The organism is Streptomyces sp. NPDC028305 (assembly GCF_055569495.1).
Map to the genome: position 1 here is coordinate 527400 of NZ_JBVHTN010000006.1, position 18789 is coordinate 546188.

13 protein-coding genes, 1 tRNA gene and 1 pseudogene are annotated in these 18789 nt (G+C 67.4%); 6 read left to right on the forward strand and 9 right to left on the reverse strand.

Annotated elements, in window-relative coordinates; all coding sequences use genetic code 11:
- Positions 1–45 precede the first annotated feature (45 nt).
- A complete protein-coding gene (locus ACZ4WQ_RS27790) occupies positions 46–1542 on the reverse strand; it encodes an aminopeptidase P family protein (RefSeq protein ID WP_311726071.1) in 1497 nt (498 codons plus the stop codon).
- Positions 1543–1684: 142 nt separating this feature from the next.
- Positions 1685–3193, reverse strand: coding sequence for a PP2C family protein-serine/threonine phosphatase (locus tag ACZ4WQ_RS27795; RefSeq protein WP_468022505.1), 1509 nt, complete (start codon positions 3191–3193; stop codon positions 1685–1687).
- A gap of 579 nt (positions 3194–3772) precedes the next feature.
- Here ACZ4WQ_RS27795 and ACZ4WQ_RS27800 point away from each other — a divergent pair.
- The gene (locus ACZ4WQ_RS27800; RefSeq protein WP_311726073.1) at positions 3773–4447 is read left to right on the forward strand and encodes a bifunctional DNA primase/polymerase; all 675 of its coding nucleotides are present in this window, start codon (positions 3773–3775) and stop codon (positions 4445–4447) included.
- Between the two features lie 567 nt (positions 4448–5014).
- Here the strand turns inward: ACZ4WQ_RS27800 and ACZ4WQ_RS27805 are convergent.
- The 3 genes from ACZ4WQ_RS27805 to ACZ4WQ_RS27815 all read right to left on the reverse strand — a co-directional run bounded on the left by ACZ4WQ_RS27805 (position 5015) and on the right by ACZ4WQ_RS27815 (position 7690).
- Positions 5015–5983, reverse strand: a complete 969-nt coding sequence (locus tag ACZ4WQ_RS27805) for a DUF5926 family protein (RefSeq protein ID WP_358846672.1) — start codon at positions 5981–5983, stop codon at positions 5015–5017.
- Positions 5984–6152: 169 nt separating this feature from the next.
- Positions 6153–6716 (reverse strand): ATP-binding protein, encoded by a 564-nt coding sequence (locus tag ACZ4WQ_RS27810; RefSeq protein WP_398376118.1) that lies wholly within the window; start codon positions 6714–6716, stop codon positions 6153–6155.
- Positions 6717–6856: 140 nt separating this feature from the next.
- A complete protein-coding gene (locus ACZ4WQ_RS27815) occupies positions 6857–7690 on the reverse strand; it encodes a glycerophosphodiester phosphodiesterase (RefSeq protein ID WP_311726074.1) in 834 nt (277 codons plus the stop codon).
- Between the two features lie 216 nt (positions 7691–7906).
- On the opposite strand from ACZ4WQ_RS27815, the gene ACZ4WQ_RS27820 reads away from it, so the two are divergent.
- On the forward strand, positions 7907–9418 hold the full coding sequence (locus tag ACZ4WQ_RS27820) for a S1C family serine protease (protein ID WP_398376116.1): 1512 nt from the start codon (positions 7907–7909) through the stop codon (positions 9416–9418).
- A 44-nt stretch (positions 9419–9462) separates the two neighbouring features.
- Positions 9463–9549, forward strand: a tRNA-Ser gene (locus ACZ4WQ_RS27825).
- Positions 9550–9995: 446 nt separating this feature from the next.
- Here ACZ4WQ_RS27825 and ACZ4WQ_RS27830 read toward each other — a convergent pair.
- Positions 9996–10871 carry an ETEC_3214 domain-containing protein gene (locus ACZ4WQ_RS27830; protein WP_398376114.1) on the reverse strand — a complete coding sequence of 292 codons (876 nt, stop codon included), beginning with the start codon at positions 10869–10871 and terminating at the stop codon, positions 9996–9998.
- Positions 10872–11975: 1104 nt separating this feature from the next.
- On the opposite strand from ACZ4WQ_RS27830, the gene ACZ4WQ_RS27835 reads away from it, so the two are divergent.
- Together ACZ4WQ_RS27835 and ACZ4WQ_RS27840 are read left to right on the forward strand one after the other, a co-directional pair.
- A complete protein-coding gene (locus ACZ4WQ_RS27835) occupies positions 11976–13808 on the forward strand; it encodes a hypothetical protein (protein ID WP_385342335.1) in 1833 nt (610 codons plus the stop codon).
- The gene (locus ACZ4WQ_RS27840) at positions 13808–15178 is read left to right on the forward strand and encodes a hypothetical protein (RefSeq protein WP_398376112.1); all 1371 of its coding nucleotides are present in this window, start codon (positions 13808–13810) and stop codon (positions 15176–15178) included. Before ACZ4WQ_RS27835 ends, ACZ4WQ_RS27840 begins: the two co-directional genes overlap by 1 nt.
- A gap of 384 nt (positions 15179–15562) precedes the next feature.
- Here the strand turns inward: ACZ4WQ_RS27840 and ACZ4WQ_RS27845 are convergent, their stop codons facing one another.
- On the reverse strand, positions 15563–16297 hold the full coding sequence (locus tag ACZ4WQ_RS27845) for a GntR family transcriptional regulator (RefSeq protein ID WP_385342339.1): 735 nt from the start codon (positions 16295–16297) through the stop codon (positions 15563–15565).
- A 179-nt stretch (positions 16298–16476) separates the two neighbouring features.
- Between ACZ4WQ_RS27845 and ACZ4WQ_RS27850 the strand changes: the two are divergent.
- Positions 16477–16785: pseudogene (locus ACZ4WQ_RS27850) on the forward strand (tyrosine-type recombinase/integrase); the annotation flags it as partial.
- Between the two features lie 1027 nt (positions 16786–17812).
- On the opposite strand, the gene ACZ4WQ_RS27855 reads toward ACZ4WQ_RS27850, so the two are convergent.
- Both ACZ4WQ_RS27855 and ACZ4WQ_RS27860 read right to left on the reverse strand, forming a co-directional pair.
- Positions 17813–18271, reverse strand: coding sequence for a hypothetical protein (locus tag ACZ4WQ_RS27855; protein WP_385342341.1), 459 nt, complete (start codon positions 18269–18271; stop codon positions 17813–17815).
- Between the two features lie 215 nt (positions 18272–18486).
- A complete protein-coding gene (locus tag ACZ4WQ_RS27860) occupies positions 18487–18780 on the reverse strand; it encodes a hypothetical protein (RefSeq protein ID WP_385342343.1) in 294 nt (97 codons plus the stop codon).
- Positions 18781–18789 lie beyond the last annotated feature (9 nt).

The following is an 18789-nucleotide window of genomic DNA, read 5'->3' on the forward strand; positions in this document are numbered from 1 at the left end:
GGGTCTCTTCTCCCGAGCTCGGCTCTTCAGGGCCTGAAGAAGGGCCTAAAGAAGCGCCGCCATCCACGCCTCGACGTCGTCGGAGGTGCGGGGAAGCGCGGCCGAGAGGTTCCGGTTGCCGTCCTCCGTGACGAGGATGTCGTCCTCGATGCGGACCCCGATGCCCCGGTACTCCTCGGGGACGGTCAGGTCGTCGGCCTGGAAGTACAGGCCGGGCTCGACCGTGAGGCACATGCCGGGCTCCAGGGTGCCCTCCGCGTACGCCTCCCGGCGGGCCACGGCGCAGTCGTGGACGTCCATGCCGAGCATGTGGCCGGTGCCGTGCAGCGTCCAGCGGCGCTGGAGGCCGAGCTCCAGGACGCGCTCGACCGGGCCCTCGATCAGGCCCCACTCGACCAGCTTCGCGGTGAGAACCCGCTGGGCGGCGTCATGGAAGTCGAGGTACTTCGCGCCCGGCTTGACCGCCGCGATGCCCGCCTCCTGCGCCTCGTACACCGCGTCGTAGATCTTGCGCTGAAGCGGCGTGAAGCGGCCGCTGACCGGCATCGTGCGGGTCACGTCGGCGGTGTAGAGGGTGGGGGTCTCCACACCCGCGTCCAGGAGCAGCAGCTCCCCGGAGCGGACGGGTCCGTCGTTGCGCACCCAGTGGAGCGTGGTGGCGTGCGGGCCGGCGGCGCAGATGGAGGCGTAGCCGACGTGGTTGCCCTCGACGCGGGCGCGCAGGAAGAACGTGCCCTCGATGTAGCGCTCGGAGGTGGCCTCGGCCTTGTCGAGGACCTTGACCACGTCCTCGAAGCCGCGCACGGTCGAGTCGACGGCAGCCTGGAGCTGGCCGATCTCGAACTCGTCCTTGACCAGCCGCTGCTCGCTGAGGAACGTGCGCAGCTCCGCGTCGCGCTCGGCGGTGACCTTGTCCGTCAGGGCCGCCTCGAGACCGGCGTCGTGGCCGCGGACGATGCGCACCGGGCCGGTCGCGGCCCGCAGCTCGTCGGCGAGCTTGCGCACGTCCTTGGCGGGCAGGCCCAGCAGCTGCTCGGCCTCGGCGAGGCTGTGGCGGCGGCCGACCCACAGCTCGCCCTGGCCGTCCAGCCAGAACTCGCCGTTCTCCCGGTTGGAGCGGGGCAGCAGATAGATGGTCGCGGTGTGGCCCCCGGGGCCGTCCGGCTCCAGGACCAGGACGCCGTCATGCGTCTGGTCGCCGGTGAGGTACGCGTACTCCGTGGCGGCCCGGAAGTCGTACTCGGTGTCGTTGGAGCGGGTGCGGAGGTTGCCCGCGGGAATGACCAGCCGCTCACCGGGGAACCGCGCGGAGAGCGCGGCGCGGCGGCGGGCGGTGTGGGGCGCCTGCTCGATGGGCTCAAGGCCGTGCAGCTCGGTGTCGGCCCAGCCGGACTGCATGTTCTCGGCCAGCTCGTCGGAAACGCCTGAGTAAAGGCCGTTCTTCCGCTGCTTGATGGGCTGCTCCGCGGCCTCTGGGGTCTCCAGGGCCTCGGAGGTGGGCTCCTCGGTCACGTCATCCTCCTCGCGTTGGACCGTGTCCATGGTAGGCGCGGGGTATGACGGCCGGGACGTGCCTGATCTGCCGTCGATTGCCGGTCAAAGAGGATTTGAGACTTTTTGTCACTCGATGACCGGTCGGAGTTCTCGGGGGTTCATCGCCGTTTATCGCCGTTCACGCGCGCGGTCAGTCGAAGTGGGCGACGAGCAGGACGACGTCCTCCGCGCAGTCGTCGGCGGCGCTCGCGCCCCCGCCCGCCCCGCTTCCGCTTCCGCCTCCGCCTCCGGCTCCGGCCCCGGCTCCGGCTCCGGGGAGGACCGTGCGCAGCACGTGGTCCGCGAAGCCGTCCGGATCGTGCCGTACGGCCCTGGGGGCGCTCGCGGCGGCCGTGTGCAGCCGGGCGAAGGCCCGGTCCATGGGCTCTCCCGTGCGGTGGAGCAGCCCGTCGCTGTAGAAGAGGAGCGTTTCTCCATGGGCGGGTTCGAGTTCCACGCTGGGCGCCTCCCAGCAGGAGAGCATGCCGAGCGGCGCGGACAGGGCGGTCTCCACGAACTCGGTGCGCCGCTCGCCGGTGATCAGCGGCGGGCAGTGGCCGGCCCCGGCCAGCACCACCTTGCGCGGCAGGGGCTCGTAGTAGGCGAAGAGGGCGGTCGCGGAGCGGGCGGGCTCGGTCAGCCGCAGCAGCAGTTCGAGGTCGGAGAGCACGGCCACCGGATCCTCGCCCTCCATCACGGCGTACGCGCGCAGGGAGGCCCGCAGCCGCCCCATGGCGGCGATCGCGCTGGGTCCGGAACCGGTCACCCCGCCGACGGAGAGGCCGAGCGCGCCGTCGGGCAGCGGCAGCGCGTCGTACCAGTCGCCGCCCCCGAGGGGAGCCGCGCGGTGGCGCACGGCGAGGCGGACCCCGGGGATCCGAGGCAGCCGCGTGGGCAGCAGCTCCTCCTGGACGGTCGCGACGGTGGCGCGGGCGCGGGTGAGCTCGACCAGCCGGGCGATGTGCGCGGCGGCGTAGCGGCAGTACAGGCCCACGAGGTGGCGCTGGCGCTCGGCGGGCTCGGCCGGTTCGTCGTACAGCCAGGCCGCCGCGCCGAGCCGTCCGGTGGGTCCCCCGGCGCCCGTGGGGCTCTTCGAGGCGGTGCCGGGGCCGGCGAGCGGGTCGAGCGCCACGGCGTAGCTCGCGGAGTAGCCGAGGCGGGCGGCGACTTCGCGGTGGCGCGGGTCGAGTTCGGCCTCGCCCGGGATGTCGGGGTGCGCGACGCCGGGCCGCGGCTCGCCGTCCGGCTCGGGCAGCCCGTCCAGGAGGTGGCCGGCCGACGCGGAACCGCGCGGGAGCGTCTCGATATGGCCGAGGTCGGCGCGCCCGAGGCCGAGGCCGACGGTGGTGACCGGGCCGAGCCCGTCGGCCGGTTCCAGCGCGACCAGCCCGCGCCGGGCGCCCACGAGCGCGGCTCCGGCGCGCAGGAGTTCGTGCAGCGCGTCGTCCAGTGTGCCCGTGAGGGCGAGCCGCTCGGTGAGCTCGTGGAGGGTGGTCAGGTCCGAGACCCACCGGGCGAGATGGTCCTGAAGGGCGGGACCGGAGACGGCGGCGGTGGAGGATTCGGAGGCGGTGGGCGGCGTGACGGGGTCGGAAGTGTGTGTGGGGGCGGGTAGTGAAGGATCGATTCCGGCCACTTTCGGCAGGTGGGGCGAGCTCATGGCCCGCCGCCTTCGCACGCGGCCTCCGGCTTGCTCGATCGCATCGCAAACCCCCTGTCGTGCTGCGCCGCTAAGGTGCCGCTACTGTCTCCACATGTACACGCACCGGAGAGGCGATGTCCAGCATTGTCCCGGTGGTCTTGTTGGTGTCTGTGCGGAATTGAACTTGGCTGAAAAGAGGTAGTTGCGTTGCCGATTTAGGGTCGACTGGCGTCATTCGACAGCGCGTCGTCTCCATCGCGGCGGGTACACATTCGGAGAAGGGCAGGGGCAGTTGGGACCGCCCCGGAACCCCGTGGCCGGTCCAGGCGTCATAGACGGCAACGGCCGGCGCCCATCCCCGAGTGGCGAGGAAGCGCACTAAAGAAGGCGGCAAGCGCCATGTGCGCGCCACCCCTCGCCACGTTCCACGCTCGGCCTGCGGCGTGATGCGCTGCCTTGTACGCGCAGTGACTTGTGATCCACGTGGTGTGACGGGCCGAACAATGCCGGACAGCGCCACGTAGTGCCATGCGAAGTGCCATGTCCATGTAGTGCGACGGAACAGCCCTCGGCGTTAACGGAAAGGAACGAGCGCTCATGCGCGAGATCCTCGGAAGGCGACGCAAGTTCTCGCTGCGGCGCGGTGCGCGGTCGCCGCTGCTCCGTGCGGCGCTCACCTGCGCCACCGAGTGGCAGTGGCCCGTACTCCCCGGCGTGGGCCTGACGCCCGGCGGCGGACGGCCGCGTGCGTGCGGATGCCCGCAGCCGGACTGCGCGGTGCCCGGCGGCCACCCCTTCGACCCGGTCCTCCTCGCGGCGACCACCGACCCGCGCATGGTGCGCTGGTGGTGGGCGAACCGCCCGACCGCGCCCGTCCTGCTCGCCACCGGAGGGCGCGGCCCGTGCGCGGTGAGCCTGCCCGCGGTCGCCGGCATGCGGGCGCTGGCCGCCTGTGAGCGGTCCGGCGTACGGCTCGGCCCAGTGATCGCCACGCCCACCCGCTGGGCGCTGCTGGTGGCTCCGTACTCCCTCGAAGAACTCGGCGACCTGCTCTACCACCAGGACTGGGTGCCCAGCTCGCTGCGGTTCCACGGCGAGGGCGGCTATCTGGCGCTGCCCCCCTCGCAGCTCGGCTCGGGCGGGGTGCGCTGGGAGCGGGCCCCGCTGCGCCGTGGCGGGCGGCCGTGGCTGCCCGAGGTCGCCACGGTGGTGGACGCGCTGGTCGAGGCGAGCAGCAGCGCGCCCGACGGAGGCAGCAGGCTGGCCTACTGACCTCGCGGAGGCGTGTGTGCGGGGCCCCGGCGCGTGACGTGCGCTGCGGGCCCCGACGCGTTGGGGGCGGGTGTCGGCGTGTTGGGTCCGGTGCCCGGCTCCGCGGCTGCCCTCAGAACGCGGGAGAGGGGCCGCGGGGCGCCGTGCACGCCCGCCCCGGGGTCCGGTGGCCCGGAGGCCGCCCACGGCGCGCAGACGGCCGTGTGTGCCCTCGCGGCGGTTGCGGTTGCGATGGGGACGGTCCGCGGCGGCTCCGCGCAGGGGACTCAACTTCGTAGACCGCGGGGCGCGTTGGCCGCCCTCGGTGGAACCCCTCACCCTCGCCCTGCCCGTACGCCGCCCGGCCCGTACGGGACGCGGGTGCGGGGCGGACGCGGAGCGGACATGGAAGCGCCCGGTCGCTGGCGACGGGGGATGCACCAGCGACCGGGCTTTTAAAACCGTAACAAGAGATCGGCGGTTCGCAAATTCGATCGCGGATTTCCGGACGCGTAATTGCAGGGCGTAGCGCTGAGTTGTGAGCAGTGTCACGCGTACGGTTCCCCGCATTTGAGCCCGGTATGACCGTCAGCTGAGCGTCACCTGACGGTTGGTGAGCCCGCCGCGCGCCCGCCGCTGCTCGGCGGTCAGCGGAGCGTCCGAGGCCAGCGCCTCGGCGAGCCGCTCCGCGAACGCCTCGGCGGGCTTCTCCACGTCCTCCGCGCCCATCTCGCCGGGCAGGTCCCACACCGGGACCGTGAGGCCGTGCGCCCGGAAGGAGCCGACCAGCCGGGTGCCTTCACCGAGGGAGGAGGCGCCTGCGGCGTGCAGCCGCGCGAGGGCGTCGAGCAGCTGCTCCTCCGGGTGGGACATCACCCAGCGCAGGTGGTTCTTCTCCGGCGTCCGGCACCAGTAGGCGGCCTCGACGCCGGCGAGCCGGGCGGTCGGGATGGCGGCGGCGTTGGCCCGTTCGAGGGATGCGGCGACCTCACCGGTGGCGCTCGCGGCGTCCTCGAGCCAGAACTCGAACCCCTCGTGCAGGGTCGGCGAAAAACCGCCCTTCGGATCGAGCAGATCCTGGAGCCGCGGACCCTCGCCGGAGACCCGTTCGGCGGCCACCGGCGTCCCCGGCTCGGCGGTCAGGGCGCGCTGGAGGGTGTCGGCCAGGTCGCGGCTGATGTCGCCGGAGGCCGTGTCGTTCTGGAGGCCGAGCATGACGGCGCCGTTGTCGCGGCGCAGCGCCGGCCAGGCCATGGGCAGCACGGTCGCGAGGGTCACGGACGGAACGTCCTCGGGCAGCCCCTCGGCGAGCTTGAGCTCGACGGTCGCGGCGGGGACGAGCTCGCGCAGCGCGACCCAGTCGCACTCGCCGGGCAGCCCCTCGAAGGGGCGGTGCACCAGCTCGGTGACGGCGTGCGCCGCCTCCCGGCCGTGGCAGGCCTTGTAGCGGCGGCCGGAGCCGCACGGGCAGGGCTCGCGCGCCCCCACCACGGGGATCTCCGCGCTCGTGACCCGCGGTCCGGCCTTCGTCGTCTGGGGGCGGCGCTTCTTGCCCATGGCGTGGCAGTCTCCCGATCGTGCGGCGCGTCGCTTCGTGGTCACGGCCGCGGTGCTTCTCGTCGGGCCGCGGTCGCTCCGCACGGCCCGTACGACTGGTACGGGCGGGAGCCTAGCCCTTTGGCCGAACCCAGTCGGCGAACCCCGTCGGCGAGGCCGGTCGCGCGCCCTAGGCGAGCTCGTCCAGATCGGCGAAGCCGAGGTCGGAACCGAGGCCGCGGTCGAGGTCCGGATCGAGGTCGGGATCAAGATCGGGGTCGGGGTCGAGCCCCGAGAGGAGGGAGACGCGCCTGCGGAGATCCTCATGGGCGGGCAGCGACGCCCATACGGTCACTTCCCCGGTGCCGTCCCGCACCCCCCAGTCCTCGGCGAGCGACGTGATGATGTTGAGCCCGCGACCGCCGCGCGCGGTGATGGAGGGATTGGCCGGAACTGGCCTTGTCGGGCCACCGCCGTCGGTCACTTCGACGGTCAGCCGGGCGTACTCGTCGATATGCCAGGCCACCCGGACGGTCTCATGGCCATGGTCGGAGCGCAGCGGCCGGCCATGCCGCCACGCGTTGCTGAGCAATTCCGAAAGAATCAGCACCGCGTCGTCTGTGACCGAATCCGGTACCCCAGTCCTGCTCAACTCGTCACGCATCCGGTGCCGTGCCGCACCTACGCCCGCAGGACCATGGGGTACGGCCATGGTCGAAGACGTCGGCACCTGCCGTGCCACCACCAACGCCACCCCCGAGACCTCCTTAGCCCCACGCCACGGGATGGATGCCCCGCGGGGCTGGAGCAGAAACAGGCCATGTGGCATCTGGTGACGCACTCGTCACGATCGAATACGTACCGAACGCGCCGGTGCACGCCTTGTAATGCCCATTATGAGCGTCCGAGTTGCGACAGTACCTGTTTGGGGCGGTTCGTAATCACGGCGTCGACCCCCAGGCGGGCGCACAGTTCGACGTCCGCCGGATCGTCCACGGTCCATACGTGCACTCGGTGCCCCGCACGGTGCAGCCGTGCCACATAGTCGGGGTGATTGCGTACGATCCGGATGCTCGGCCCCGCGATGCGCACTCCGCGCGGCAGCGCGCCGTCCCGGTGGCGCGGCAGCAGGAACTGCATCAGATAGACGGTGGGGACCGCGGGCGCCGCGGCGCGCACCCGGTACAGCGAGCGCGCCGAGAAGCTCATGACGCGCACGGACGGGGGCTCGCCGGGCGGCGGGGCGTCCAGGCCGTAGCGGCGGAGCAGGGTGAGCAGCCGCTCCTCGATCTGCCCGGCCCACCGGGTCGGGTGCTTGGTCTCGATGGCCAGCTCGACGCGGCGCCCGGCGTCGGCGACGAGCTCCAGGAGCCGTTCGAGGGTGAGGACCGCGGTGCTGTCGCGGCTGTCGCGGTCCGGCGCCTCCTTGTCGCCGGCCTGCCCCTTCCAGGAGCCGAAGTCCAGGGCGGCGAGATCGGTCAGCTCGAGCGCGGAGACGGCGCCCCGGCCGTTGGAGGTGCGGTTGACGCGGCGGTCGTGGACGCAGACCAGGTGTCCGTCCGCGGTCATCCGGACATCGCATTCGAGCGCGTCGGCGCCGTCCTCGATGGCCCGGCGGTATGCCGCCAGGGTGTGCTCGGGGGCGTCCTGGGAGGCGCCGCGGTGGGCCACGACGGCGGGGGTGTGCGGACCGGGGCGGATGTCCCGGTCCGGGCGCTCATAGGTCACCGCGTTATGGTGCCACCGCCCGGCATCGGGCGTCGCGGGAGGTCCCGTCCGCCGCCGTGCGGATTGGCGGCGGTTCGTTTTGTCCGGGATAAAGGGTGGTAGCCCACGGGGTCTCCGCTCCTTACAGCGGTCTGACGCGCGGTGGGAAAAGCTTACGTCGCACATCCGCAAGCGTGGGCCGTCGAAGAAAACTGTCGTGCACATGAGGAGAGAGCTGTGAGCACCGAGAACGAGGGCGCTGCCATTCCGCCTGAGGCCGGGCCGCGTCCGGCCCCTCCGGCGCCGCACCCCGACCCCGCCGTGCCCCCGGCGCCCGACTTCAAGCCGGCGGTGGGCGCCGCCCCGGCCGCCCCGGACGCGCCCATAGGCCCGCCGGGGGAGCCGGCGGCTGGGGCCAACCTGCCCGCGACGCCGACCGTCGCGCCACCGCCTGCCACGCCTCCGGCCGTCGCCGACGCCTCCGGGGCCGACCGGCCCCTCCCCGACCCGGCCTGGTGGCCCGAAGACGCCGGCAAGACACAGGACGGCGCGCCCGGCGGACCGGGCGCCCCCGGCGCCCCCTGGGGGGACACTCCCGCCCTGCCGTCCGACCCCCCGTCCCGCAAGCGCTCCGGCGGGCTCGTCGCCGCCCTCCTGGCCGCCGTGCTGGTCGCCGGAGGCATCGGCGGCGGCATCGGCTACTGGGCCGCCGACCGGCAGGACAGCGGCGACTCCACCACCATCTCGGCCCTCGGCAACCCGAAGGCGGACAGCCGCGCCCCCGGCTCGGTGTCCGACATCGCGGGCAAGGCCCTGCCGAGCGTGGTCACCATCGAAGCCGAGAGCAGCAACGGCGAGGGCGGCACCGGCACCGGCTTCGTCTACGACAAGCAGGGCCACATCCTCACCAACAACCACGTCGTCGCCTCCGCCGCCGACAACGGCAAGCTCACCGCCACCTTCTCCAACGGCAAGCGGTACACCGCCGAGGTCGTCGGCCGGGCCCAGGGCTACGACGTCGCCGTCATCAAGCTGAAGAACGCCTCCGGCGCCAAGCTCACCCCCCTCCCGCTCGGCGACTCCGACAAGGTCGTCGTCGGCGACGCCACCGTCGCCATCGGCGCGCCCTTCGGCCTCTCCGGCACCGTCACCACCGGCATCGTCAGCGCCAAGAACCGCCCGGTCGCCTCCAGCGACGGCGGCGGGGGCAACGCCTCCTACATGAGCGCCCTACAGACCGACGCCTCCATCAACCCCGGCAACTCCGGCGGCCCGCTGCTGAACGCGGACGGCGGCGTCATCGGCATCAACTCCGCCATCCAGTCCGCGGGCAACGGCAGCGGCCTCGGCGGCGAGACCCAGCAGTCCGGCAGCATCGGCCTCGGCTTCGCCATCCCCATCAACCAGGCCAGGAACGTCGCCCAGCAGCTGATAAGGACCGGCGAGCCCGTCTACCCCGTCATCGAGGCCACGGTCAACATGAAGGACACCGGCAACGGCGCCACCATCGCCGGCAACGGCGCCGGCGGCAGCCAGGCGGTCGTCCCCGGCGGCCCGGCCGCCAAGGCGGGCCTGAAGGCCGGCGACGTCATCGTCAAGCTGAACGACACCGTGATCGACAGCGGCCCCACCCTGATCAGCGAGATCTGGACCCACAAGCCGGGCGACAAGGTCACCATCACCTACAAGCGCGACGGCAAACAGTCCACCACCCATGTCACCCTGGGACAGCGCAAGGGTGACAGCTGACGCGCTAGGCTGATCCCCGCGCCACCCCAGGCGGGCCGGCGCGAGGAGGCTTGCCCGAGCGGCCTAAGGGAACGGTCTTGAAAACCGTCGTGGCAGCGATGTCACCGAGGGTTCAAATCCCTCAGCCTCCGCCGCTAAATGGCCCCTGACCTGCAATCAAGGTTGGGGGCCTTCGCCTTGTCCGCTGCCCGCCGCTGGCCGCTGTTCCCCGTGGTTTCCCGCTCGACCGGGCACGCGGGGGGCACGCGCCCGAGTCGGTGGAGCGGCTTTGGCCGGTGTCCTGCCCGGATCGGGATGCCGTACGAGCCGGACAACCTGCGCCGAAGCTGGGACGGGGCCTGGGTCGAACCGGCGACCGTTCGCTTTTCAGACCGGGTGGGGTGCTTCCTGGGGGCCGTTTGCCTGGCTCGGCGGTCCGCTGCCGTCCGCTGGTGGCGTCGGCGTAGGGGGCCGTTGGCATCACGGCTGGCGTCAGGCGACCACTTGGTGATTGGGGCCTGTTGCGTTCGGCTGCGGGCAGTCGCTGACCATCGCTTTAGGAGTTCGATCGAGGGGGCGAAAGCTGGGCCAGGTGCCGCTAAGGGACCGCGTTGCTCTTTAGCTCGCGCAGGCGTGCTGCGGCGAACCGGACCTTCCAGCGCAGCTGAGCGAGGCGCGCCCGCAGGCCGTATTCGGGCTCGACGAGGATGACGCGGCCGATCTCCGGGCCGACTGCTGATGGCAAGATAGATTCGAGGCGGAGGGCGCTGCCGCCCGTGATGAGGACGGAGTTGATCCGGGCCAGTGCTCGGTAACCTTCGATCTGCGAAGGGTCCTCGCACTCCTCCGAGCTGGCGCCTAGACCGACGGGGGCAGTGGCGGGGTATCCGGCATCGGAGACTCCCACTACCCAGGTTCGGTAGCCGCCAGGACTCCCGAAGTAGTGAGACTCGGAGTAGGAGTACCGCTGGGCACCGACAGCCCAGAGGGGAGGACCGGCGACCTCGGGGTGAGGGAGGGAGGAGAGGTGCGACTTCCCAAGACGGATGACATGCTCGGTGCCGATTCGGATGGCCGGCCGGAAGATCCTGCTCCGGGTCGTGAGACTGTACATCGCGACCTCGTCGTCCTCTGTGCACCATGTGGTTAGGTAGGCCATCCTGCTCAGCGGCCAGGTGCGGACGGTCATCTCCTGCTCGGCGATGCTGATGCCTGTGCCCTCGGGCTCCGGGTCGCCGACGAACTGCTCGACGCTCTGCTTGTACTGCCAGGCAGGCTCGCCGAACAGCTCCTTGACGTACTCATGTCGGACGTGCGGAGCCAGCTTCCGGTAGTTCCTGGTGAACAACGCCCGCTTGCCGAGTGTGCTGCGCCACCATCCGCGCAGCGTGTTGTAGAGGGTGACGTAGGCGCCGAACACCGCGGCGATCATCCAGATGTTGAGCTTGGTGTCAACGGTCGGTATCCAGTGCACGGCCGCATCCTGCCGCACTGTCAGCTCTCGGCGGTACCAGTCGCTAGAACACGTGGTGCCAATGAACTGGGATCGGTTGGTGCGGCTGCTGGCCGGTGATGACGATGCGTCCGTGGCTGCCCTGGCTACCGTCCTCAGCGGTGCTTCCTTCGTGGAGTGGGATGGGACTGTGCCTGCTGAGTGGTTTGCCCGGCCCTATGGGCGCCGACTTCGGCACACGCGGCGGAAGGGCGTTGAGACTGTGGGACTGGAACGAGCGGTGCACCTCCTCGCCAGCAAAACCAGCCAGTGCGCCTTGGGCAGGTTACAGCTGTCGATGGAGCATGAGTCTTCATGCTCTTCCTTACCCAGGACGGCGGCGCGCTGGTGGCCTGCACGGACGTACGGTGGCCGGGCGATCCATCACCGCTTTAGGAGAGCGGCGGGGGTGCCTTGCTGGTGACCTGCGGCTTCGATACGTCGTGTGGTGGCTGGCAACTCGACCGCGCGCCAATGCCTTTGACCGTGGCTGACCCCTGCATCTGGCACGATTGTGGCACGAACCTCAGCCGACGACAGTCAGCCACGGCGGCGGGTGTGCCGGCCGACCACGCACGCGTATGCCTCGCTGCACCCCCACCGACCTCAGCCACGCTATGGGGGCGTTCGTCGACCAGAGCAAGCGGCGACGGCCAGCCCGTTACGACGGCCGGAAGCCCTCAGCTTGGGAAGCTGAGGTGATCTAGGGGCGGTGGCTCGGCTGACCTGCACGGGAGCTCTGACGGTGTCCGACCGCTTGCTGAGTTGGTACCCGGTGTTCCCCGTGGTTCCCTGCACGATCTGGCACGGGTTTGGCACGCTGCTTTCGTTCCGAATCGCGAGTCCTTGAGTTTTCACGGTGTGCCGTGGACGCGAGCCGCACCACTCCGCTGCAGCACAGCCAGCGCGCTGGCCCGCCTACCGGTGCGTTGCGCTCCAGAGCGGGGGCCAGGGTGCTCTGCTGGTGATGCCATGGGTGTGTGCATGGTCGTTCACCTGTGCGCATGCTCCTTAACTGTGCCTCTTCCACGTAAAGGGCATGCGTTGTCTTCATTTATCAGGCACCCTTAGAGCAGACTTGGATAGGTGAAAGAAGCTGCAGATCACGGGGAGAGAACCTTGACGCACTGGTGTCTCGTACGCATGGTTTCGAAGGAACCTGGTAGCAAGGACCATCATTCCCTGGCTTATATTCGGGATCTTCGCGGTGGTGAAAAAGAAGAAATTGACGATGCGCAAAAGCTGTTGAGATCCTTTTCTGTCAACTGGCAAGGCAATGTGTCGGACCTCTCTTTTCAACGCTTTAACGAGGCCTTCGAAGAGTCCATCCTGGGCATGCAAAAGGCAAGCGGGCACCTAAGCGAAAATGACAGGTCGATGCTTTCTAGGGCAGCTGTGGAGGCTGCGGAAGCTATAGCATCGTGGCCCAGGAAGGTCCTGAATGGAGAATATGAGAATCTGGGAGACACGTCCGAAGCTCAAGAGATGATATCGGATGCGGCAAAAAGGCTGCTATCCGAAGGGTCGCCGATTCTAACATTAGAGCACATAGCAAACCTTCGCGATGATTCCCTGGTCTCCGTAGGGACATGGCAACATGAAGGGCAAAAACACCTGGTAGCCCATTTCCGGAGGGAAGCCCTACGAGCTGCCGGCGTCCCAGGTGCGGATAATTGGATTGTTCAGCAATTGTTGGCAGTGGGGCTTTCGCGGCTGCAGTATCTAGCTGCGACGATTCTCAAAACTTACAGGCGAAAAATCGAAACATCTGGCCAGGTTGTCCTTTCTCTATACGGAGAGACACTTTACGGGCATCCGGCTCTGGTACAAAATAGCACATTGGCTAATCTCGGCAAAGGGGGAGATCTTTCCTTCAGCCCTGTCGAGCGCCCAAATCTAGAAGGCATCCTCCGGGCCGTAGATGCGGCTGAGGATCTTCTTGGTAGAGGGACAGACGGAGAAGTCGAAACTGAAGCGCAGGGCGCTCCCGAAGTTGCTCCCGTAACGTCTGAAGCGACGAAAGATAGAGAAGTAACGGATGTGCTCGAAGCTTCAGATCTGAAAATGCTTCTGACTTACGTCAGTAGCTTGAGCACAGATCTGGAGAAGCGCTGGTCTGCTCTGGTCCTAGATGAGGGCCGTGAGCCTCAGAAGGAAGCGCTTAATAAATGGTACTCATTTCTCTCGTCCCTCAAATCGCACATTGATAAGCAGGATCGAAACGCTGGCCCAGACAGTCATGTGACAGTTCGTTTTCCGATGACTGCGGCCGACGTCACGCCTGACCCCGACGTTACTCCAATCCGGAGCGCACTGAATCAGGCAGCAATAGCCGAAGTGCATTCGCTGCGGAACCTCGTAAACGTGATGCGAACCCTCCAGCAGCCAACCGCAACACAAATTGATTTGATTACGGGGGCTGAAACTCACTGGTGGGAATCCGGTGCATTCAATTTGGTGCGCAGGGCGGCCGAAGTTGCTCTCCGAGTCGTTAATCGGCGAGATCGGCTTATCGATCTGCAGGAATCTCAGGATGTTGATCCTTCAGGGCCTGAGGGGGACTCTACTGCCGCCGACATCCTGCTGTTTCTAAATCTGAGCAGGTTGGCGATGGACCAGGGGTTGCCGGAAGCCTCGCTTCTCTACTGCAGCATGACGCTTCGCAGAATCGCTATTAGACTGGGCGGACAGGATGATTCAGCTGACCAGGTAGCGAGGATTGTCAGCTCCGGGTCGCGCAGCGAACTTCGAGCGCCAACTCTGCAGCTCATGGCACTAGTGCAAGATCTGGCACTGGGTAAAGACAAGCCTATTGAGCAGATTTTCAATCTCGCCAACTTTTGGTACGAAGCAATCGGACGATTGGTAGAGGATGCCCTCATGTACAAAGCTGCCGCGCAGGAAGAATCGGCAGACTAATGGCTGCCGATGAGGGGGAAATTTATCAAAATCTATTTTCGCTGGGAGGTGGGGTGAGGCGGGAGATCGTACGCTTCGGCTCAGTAGATGTCAGCCACGCCGTTTCCTCTATTACTGTGAGAGGTAAGCTCAATGACATCACACAGGCCAAGTTGGCAATCAATAGTAGGTCGTCAATCGTAAGTAGAATGGATCTGAGTAGCGAGGTCACCGTAGAGCGAGTACAGGGAGACTACTCGGAACTGATGTTCGCGGGCTTCGTTGTTGAGGCAACTGCAGAAGCGGATCTAATAAGAATCACATGCAGCGCTCGTCCCGAGTTCGCTGAGCGCCGTGTCGCTCCCATGGCTACAGCAGATATGCCGCCGATCGAAATGCTTTACACTCTCGCGCGAGGAGGAGGCCTGCGCGATGAGCAGATAAGAATTCATGGATTCCAGAAACTTCCTAGCGAGGTGTTCGAGGTCGTCAGTCCCGTCGATGGGCTTGAGGTTGAACAGTCAATACGCCTTGGATCAGTTTCGCTTTATCCGAACGGCGTTCTGGATCTCTCCTCACTCCCGGAACTAAACGGGCTGGAGAAGGAGTTCGTCCAGGCGAAGGCTTATGCTGCTACCTACGTAGAAAGCAATCTCGCGCTCGTTGCGGAAGAAAAAGCGATTCAAGATTTTGATCTCGCCCTATCCTGGCTGACGGTTCGATCAAGGTACTCAATTGCGCCATTGCCAGATGGGTCGACTGGCGACTGGGATAGGCAGAGCCTGTTTATATCTCCGCATCGAGGACGTCTTGTATATGTGAGAGGGCTCCGCAGTCATAGACGCTGGCTGCGTGTTCCGGAGCAGGAGCCCCATCCCACTACTTTGGAGCCGTCTAACCGACACATCGGCGTCGCTCGACCTCCCATGCCACGTGACCTTCCTCGCAACGTCGTGCAGGCAATTCTTGCATGTGCGAGGGCCGCGCGAGGGAACGACAATATTAGTCGCATTACGGCGCTTTGGGAGTCAATTGAATTCTATGTAGGCAAGACGCCGGTTCCGGATCTTTTCTCGAAAGCGGATAAGCGCGCCATCCGTAGGTCTATTGTTAAGTTCGATGACCCTCTCAAGGCGGCCCGGATAGAAAACCTGCTAGGGGATATTAATAATCCTCCACTCTTCGTGCGGTTTCGTCGGCGAATCGCCCTGGACGGTGCTCCGGTGAGTCAGTCAGACGTAGATCTCCTGTCGAAGCTGCGTAAGGTCAGGAATGACGTAGTCCACGGCCGTTCGCCTCGTGAGCCTGAAAGGCATGAGGTGGACCAAGGTGTTGCCATCGTGTCACGAATCCTGGTGCATACCGTGCATAAGATTCCGAGGCGCGGTTGAAATAGCTCATTGAAGTTGTGGTCTCCTTCCACCTCGGAGGTCGGTGGAGCGGCTTTGGGGTGGCGCTGCTTTGGCGCGAGTGATCATGGCACCGTAAGCTTCCGGCGCGTCGGGCAGTCTGTGGACCTGCCCGGTAAAGCACGACGTTGGGGCCATGATCTTCGAGGCTCGCGCCAAAGTGGCTCCGTAAAGCCGTGGAGCCGACCGCCCCAGCCACGACGTACCCCTTCTCTGGCACCAGGTGGCTGATTGCTGTGTGCGCGGCACGGGCGGCGGCCGGGTTGGAGCGGGGCGGAGACAGGAGCGCAGGCCCGGCCGGGGGCCGGGCCGCGCGCGGCGAGCGTGAGCGAGCCGCCTTGATGAGGTAGGGAAATCCGTAACAGCTCAGCTGCTGAGGCGGTATTCCAGGACGTACGAACCGGCGTCCAGAAGCATCTGGTTGACCTCCACGGGGCGCTCGTCCTCGGTGAAGGCGGTGCGGCAGATCTCAAGGACCGGAGTGCCGGCCGCGAGGTTCAGGGCGGCGCGCTCCTCCCCGCTCGGCATCCGCGCCCGCAACTCCTCGGCGAAGTTGACCGGTTCCGCTCCCAGCTCGGCCAAGCGGGCGTAGATGCCTCCGGGGCCCGGGTTGGGCTCGGTGATCGCCGTTCCTCGCACCAGGTCGGCCGGGAGGTAGGAAGTCGCGATATGTACTGGGCGGTCCTCGACGGCGTACTTCCGGCTGCGCACGATGACAGGAGCGCCGGGTTCGAGGTTGAGCAGACGCCCGATCTGGTGTGGGGTCTCGGCCTCGTAGACCTGGACGTCGGTCGCCAGCGGCCGCCGGTCGACGTCGGCGGCCCAGATGGACTGTCCCGAGGACCAGCGGGACTTGGACAGGCGGTCATTCGCTACTCGCCGGATCGGCCGGAACTCCCTGACGTAGGTGCCGGAGCCGGGGCGGGCGTATGCGAGTCCCTCGGTCACGAGGATCTTGAGGGCCTGGTTGGCGGTCATCTTGGCGACGCCGTACGTCCGCACGAGCGAGGGTTCCCCGGGCAGCCGATCGCCCGGCTGTAGGTCACCGGATTCGATCCGCGCCCGGAGATCGTCGGCGATCTGCCGCGCAGTCTCGGGCATTGTCTCTCCACTCCTCGATGCTCCCTAGGGTGGTCAGCCTACCCGCCACCCCCTGCCGGTCGCACGAACGCATACCCGATCACTCACCCCGCTCACGTCTATCCGCAGGTCCCGTTGACATCCCTAGGGAGGTCTGGATTAAGTCTCCCTAGGGAGGTAAAGACTCCCTGAAGAAGGGCGAGGCTCTGCCCGGTGGGGATGACGCGCTCCTGTTCACTACGCCCAGCGGGAAGCCGCTTCGCTACAACCAGTGGCGCAAGGCGTACTTCGACCCTGTTGTGTCGGCGGCCGGGCTGACCGACGTGACTCCGCATGACCTCCGGGCCTCGCACGGAACTTGGATCGCCGACCGGTACGGCGTGATCACCGCTGCCCACCGGCTCGGCCACTCGAACGCGAGCGTGACCACCCGGCACTACGCCCGGCCGGTCGCCGGTCGCGACGACCAGGTCGCCGCTGCTGCGGACGAGTGGTTGGACGAGACGTGAGGCTGTGAAAATGCGCTGTCGGACTGGTGGCATCTGGCTAGGCTGCTGCTGCCCCGGGTGCTGACAAGTTTGGGGACACGGGCCGGTGATCTTGCTGTCCGCCCCTGCCGCTGGCGGGGCCGCCGCAGAGCGGGGGATCGCCGGTTCCCACATGCGCGCATGCGGCCAGAAGGGGCGCACTTCCCGAGGGCACGTTGCGGGCACGAGAACGCTGACGACGGCTCCGCCAGGGCGCTCGTGCCCATCTGACCTGCGGCGGAGTGACCTGGCCGCCGTACCGCCGAGAGATCTTGAAAACCGTCGTGGCAGCGATGTCACCGAGGGTTCAAAACCCTCAGCCTCCGCCGCTATATGGCCCCTGACCTGCGATCGAGGTCGGGGGCCTTCGCCTTGTCCGCTGTCCGCCAATGGCCGCTGGTCCCTGTGGTTTCCCGCTCGACCGGGCACGCGGGGGCACGTGCCCCAGCCGGTGGAACGGCTTTGGCCGGTGTCCTGCCCGGTTTGGGTCGAGCATGATCAGGGGGCCGTACGCTGGTTGGCAACTCGGGCAGGCTTTGGACCTGCCCGCAATGAGCACGAGTGGCCCCCTGGTCTTGCTCGACGCGGGCCCCGAACCGGGGAGGTGGGTAAAGCCGTGGAGCCGACCCCCAGCCACGACGGTGTTCTCCTCGGCCAAGGTGCCTGCTGCTGGCGCGCAGCTCGGCGGCTGGGCCGGATGGCTCGGCGGTCCGCCGACGTCCGCTGGTGGCGTCGGAGTGCGGGGCCGTTGGCGTCACGGCTGGCGTCAGGCGACCACTTGGCGTTTGGGGCCTGTAGCGGTCGGCTGCGGGTACTCGCTGACTACCGCTTGAGGAGAGAGGCGGGGGAGTGGGGGCGCTGACCTGGAGCTTCGATACCTGGTCGGGCCACCGAGAACTCGACCGCGAGACACCCCCGTTGACCGTGGCTGACCCTTGCATCTGGCACGACTGTGGCACACGGCGAGCAGACGGCTCGGAACCTGGCCGGCTCCGCCGGTGCCTGACGCTCAACCGCCGTAGCGGCTGCGCAAATCCTCGGTGATTCGCGACATCAGCCCAATCGGGCCTTCCGGTGGCGTCTCCGTCAGTGGACGTTCTGTCTGGGGATCGTAGGCAGTCAGCCCGGTCTCCTTCTCAACGATGGCCGCAAGGGCGGAGACCTGGCCGAGCACGACTTCAGCGTCGTCCCCCGCATGCCAGTAGGGCACAGTGATGCTCACCTCGTCACCGAAGACGGACAGGTCGATGCCGGTGCGCGAGTGGCTCAGGTCCCGCGACTCCTGCTCGTACTCTGTGATCTCTACTTTGCCCAGCAGGGTCCGAGCCTGCGGCACTATTCGGTCCCAAGCTTCAAGGAGGTGGGTGGGGATCGGCTCGCTGTCCTCGGCTGCGTCCTCCATCGCCTCCAGGACCTCATCCCAGGACTGCCCGTCGCGTCGGTGCAAGAAGTAGATGTCGTAGCTCACTGCGCGATCGTAGGCACGCGAACACTGCGACGGCAGGGCTGAGGCCGCTTACTCCTACTGACTCCGTTGCTCCGTTGGCAGCATCAGCTTGGGAATCTGCGATCATTCAGGGCCTGCTGTGCTCGCTGACCTGGGTGAATATCCGCTGCGCGGCCTCATCGGCCTTCGCTGCTTTCACCGTGATTCCCCGCTGTTCCCCGCTCTATCTGGTGCGCTTATGGTGCGGCGTCCGTGTCCTTGCCTGACGCCGTTGGTCCGTCGGCATCGCCGTAGAGGTTGGCTTGGAGTCGCTCCTTGGCTGCGTCGAGCCGCTCGGCGTAGTCGGGCATGAAGATCTCGCTCAGCGTCGTGTCCAGCGTTCCCGAGATCGTGTAGATCGGTGACCAGACGGCCCGGTCGCGAACGATCCCCTCAAGGTCGTCGGACTGGAAGATGACTTGGTAAAGCCAGTCCGACAACACGAACGCTTGATCGCGTGTGAGCTTGATGGTGAACTCTTCATTGTCCACTGCGTCAAC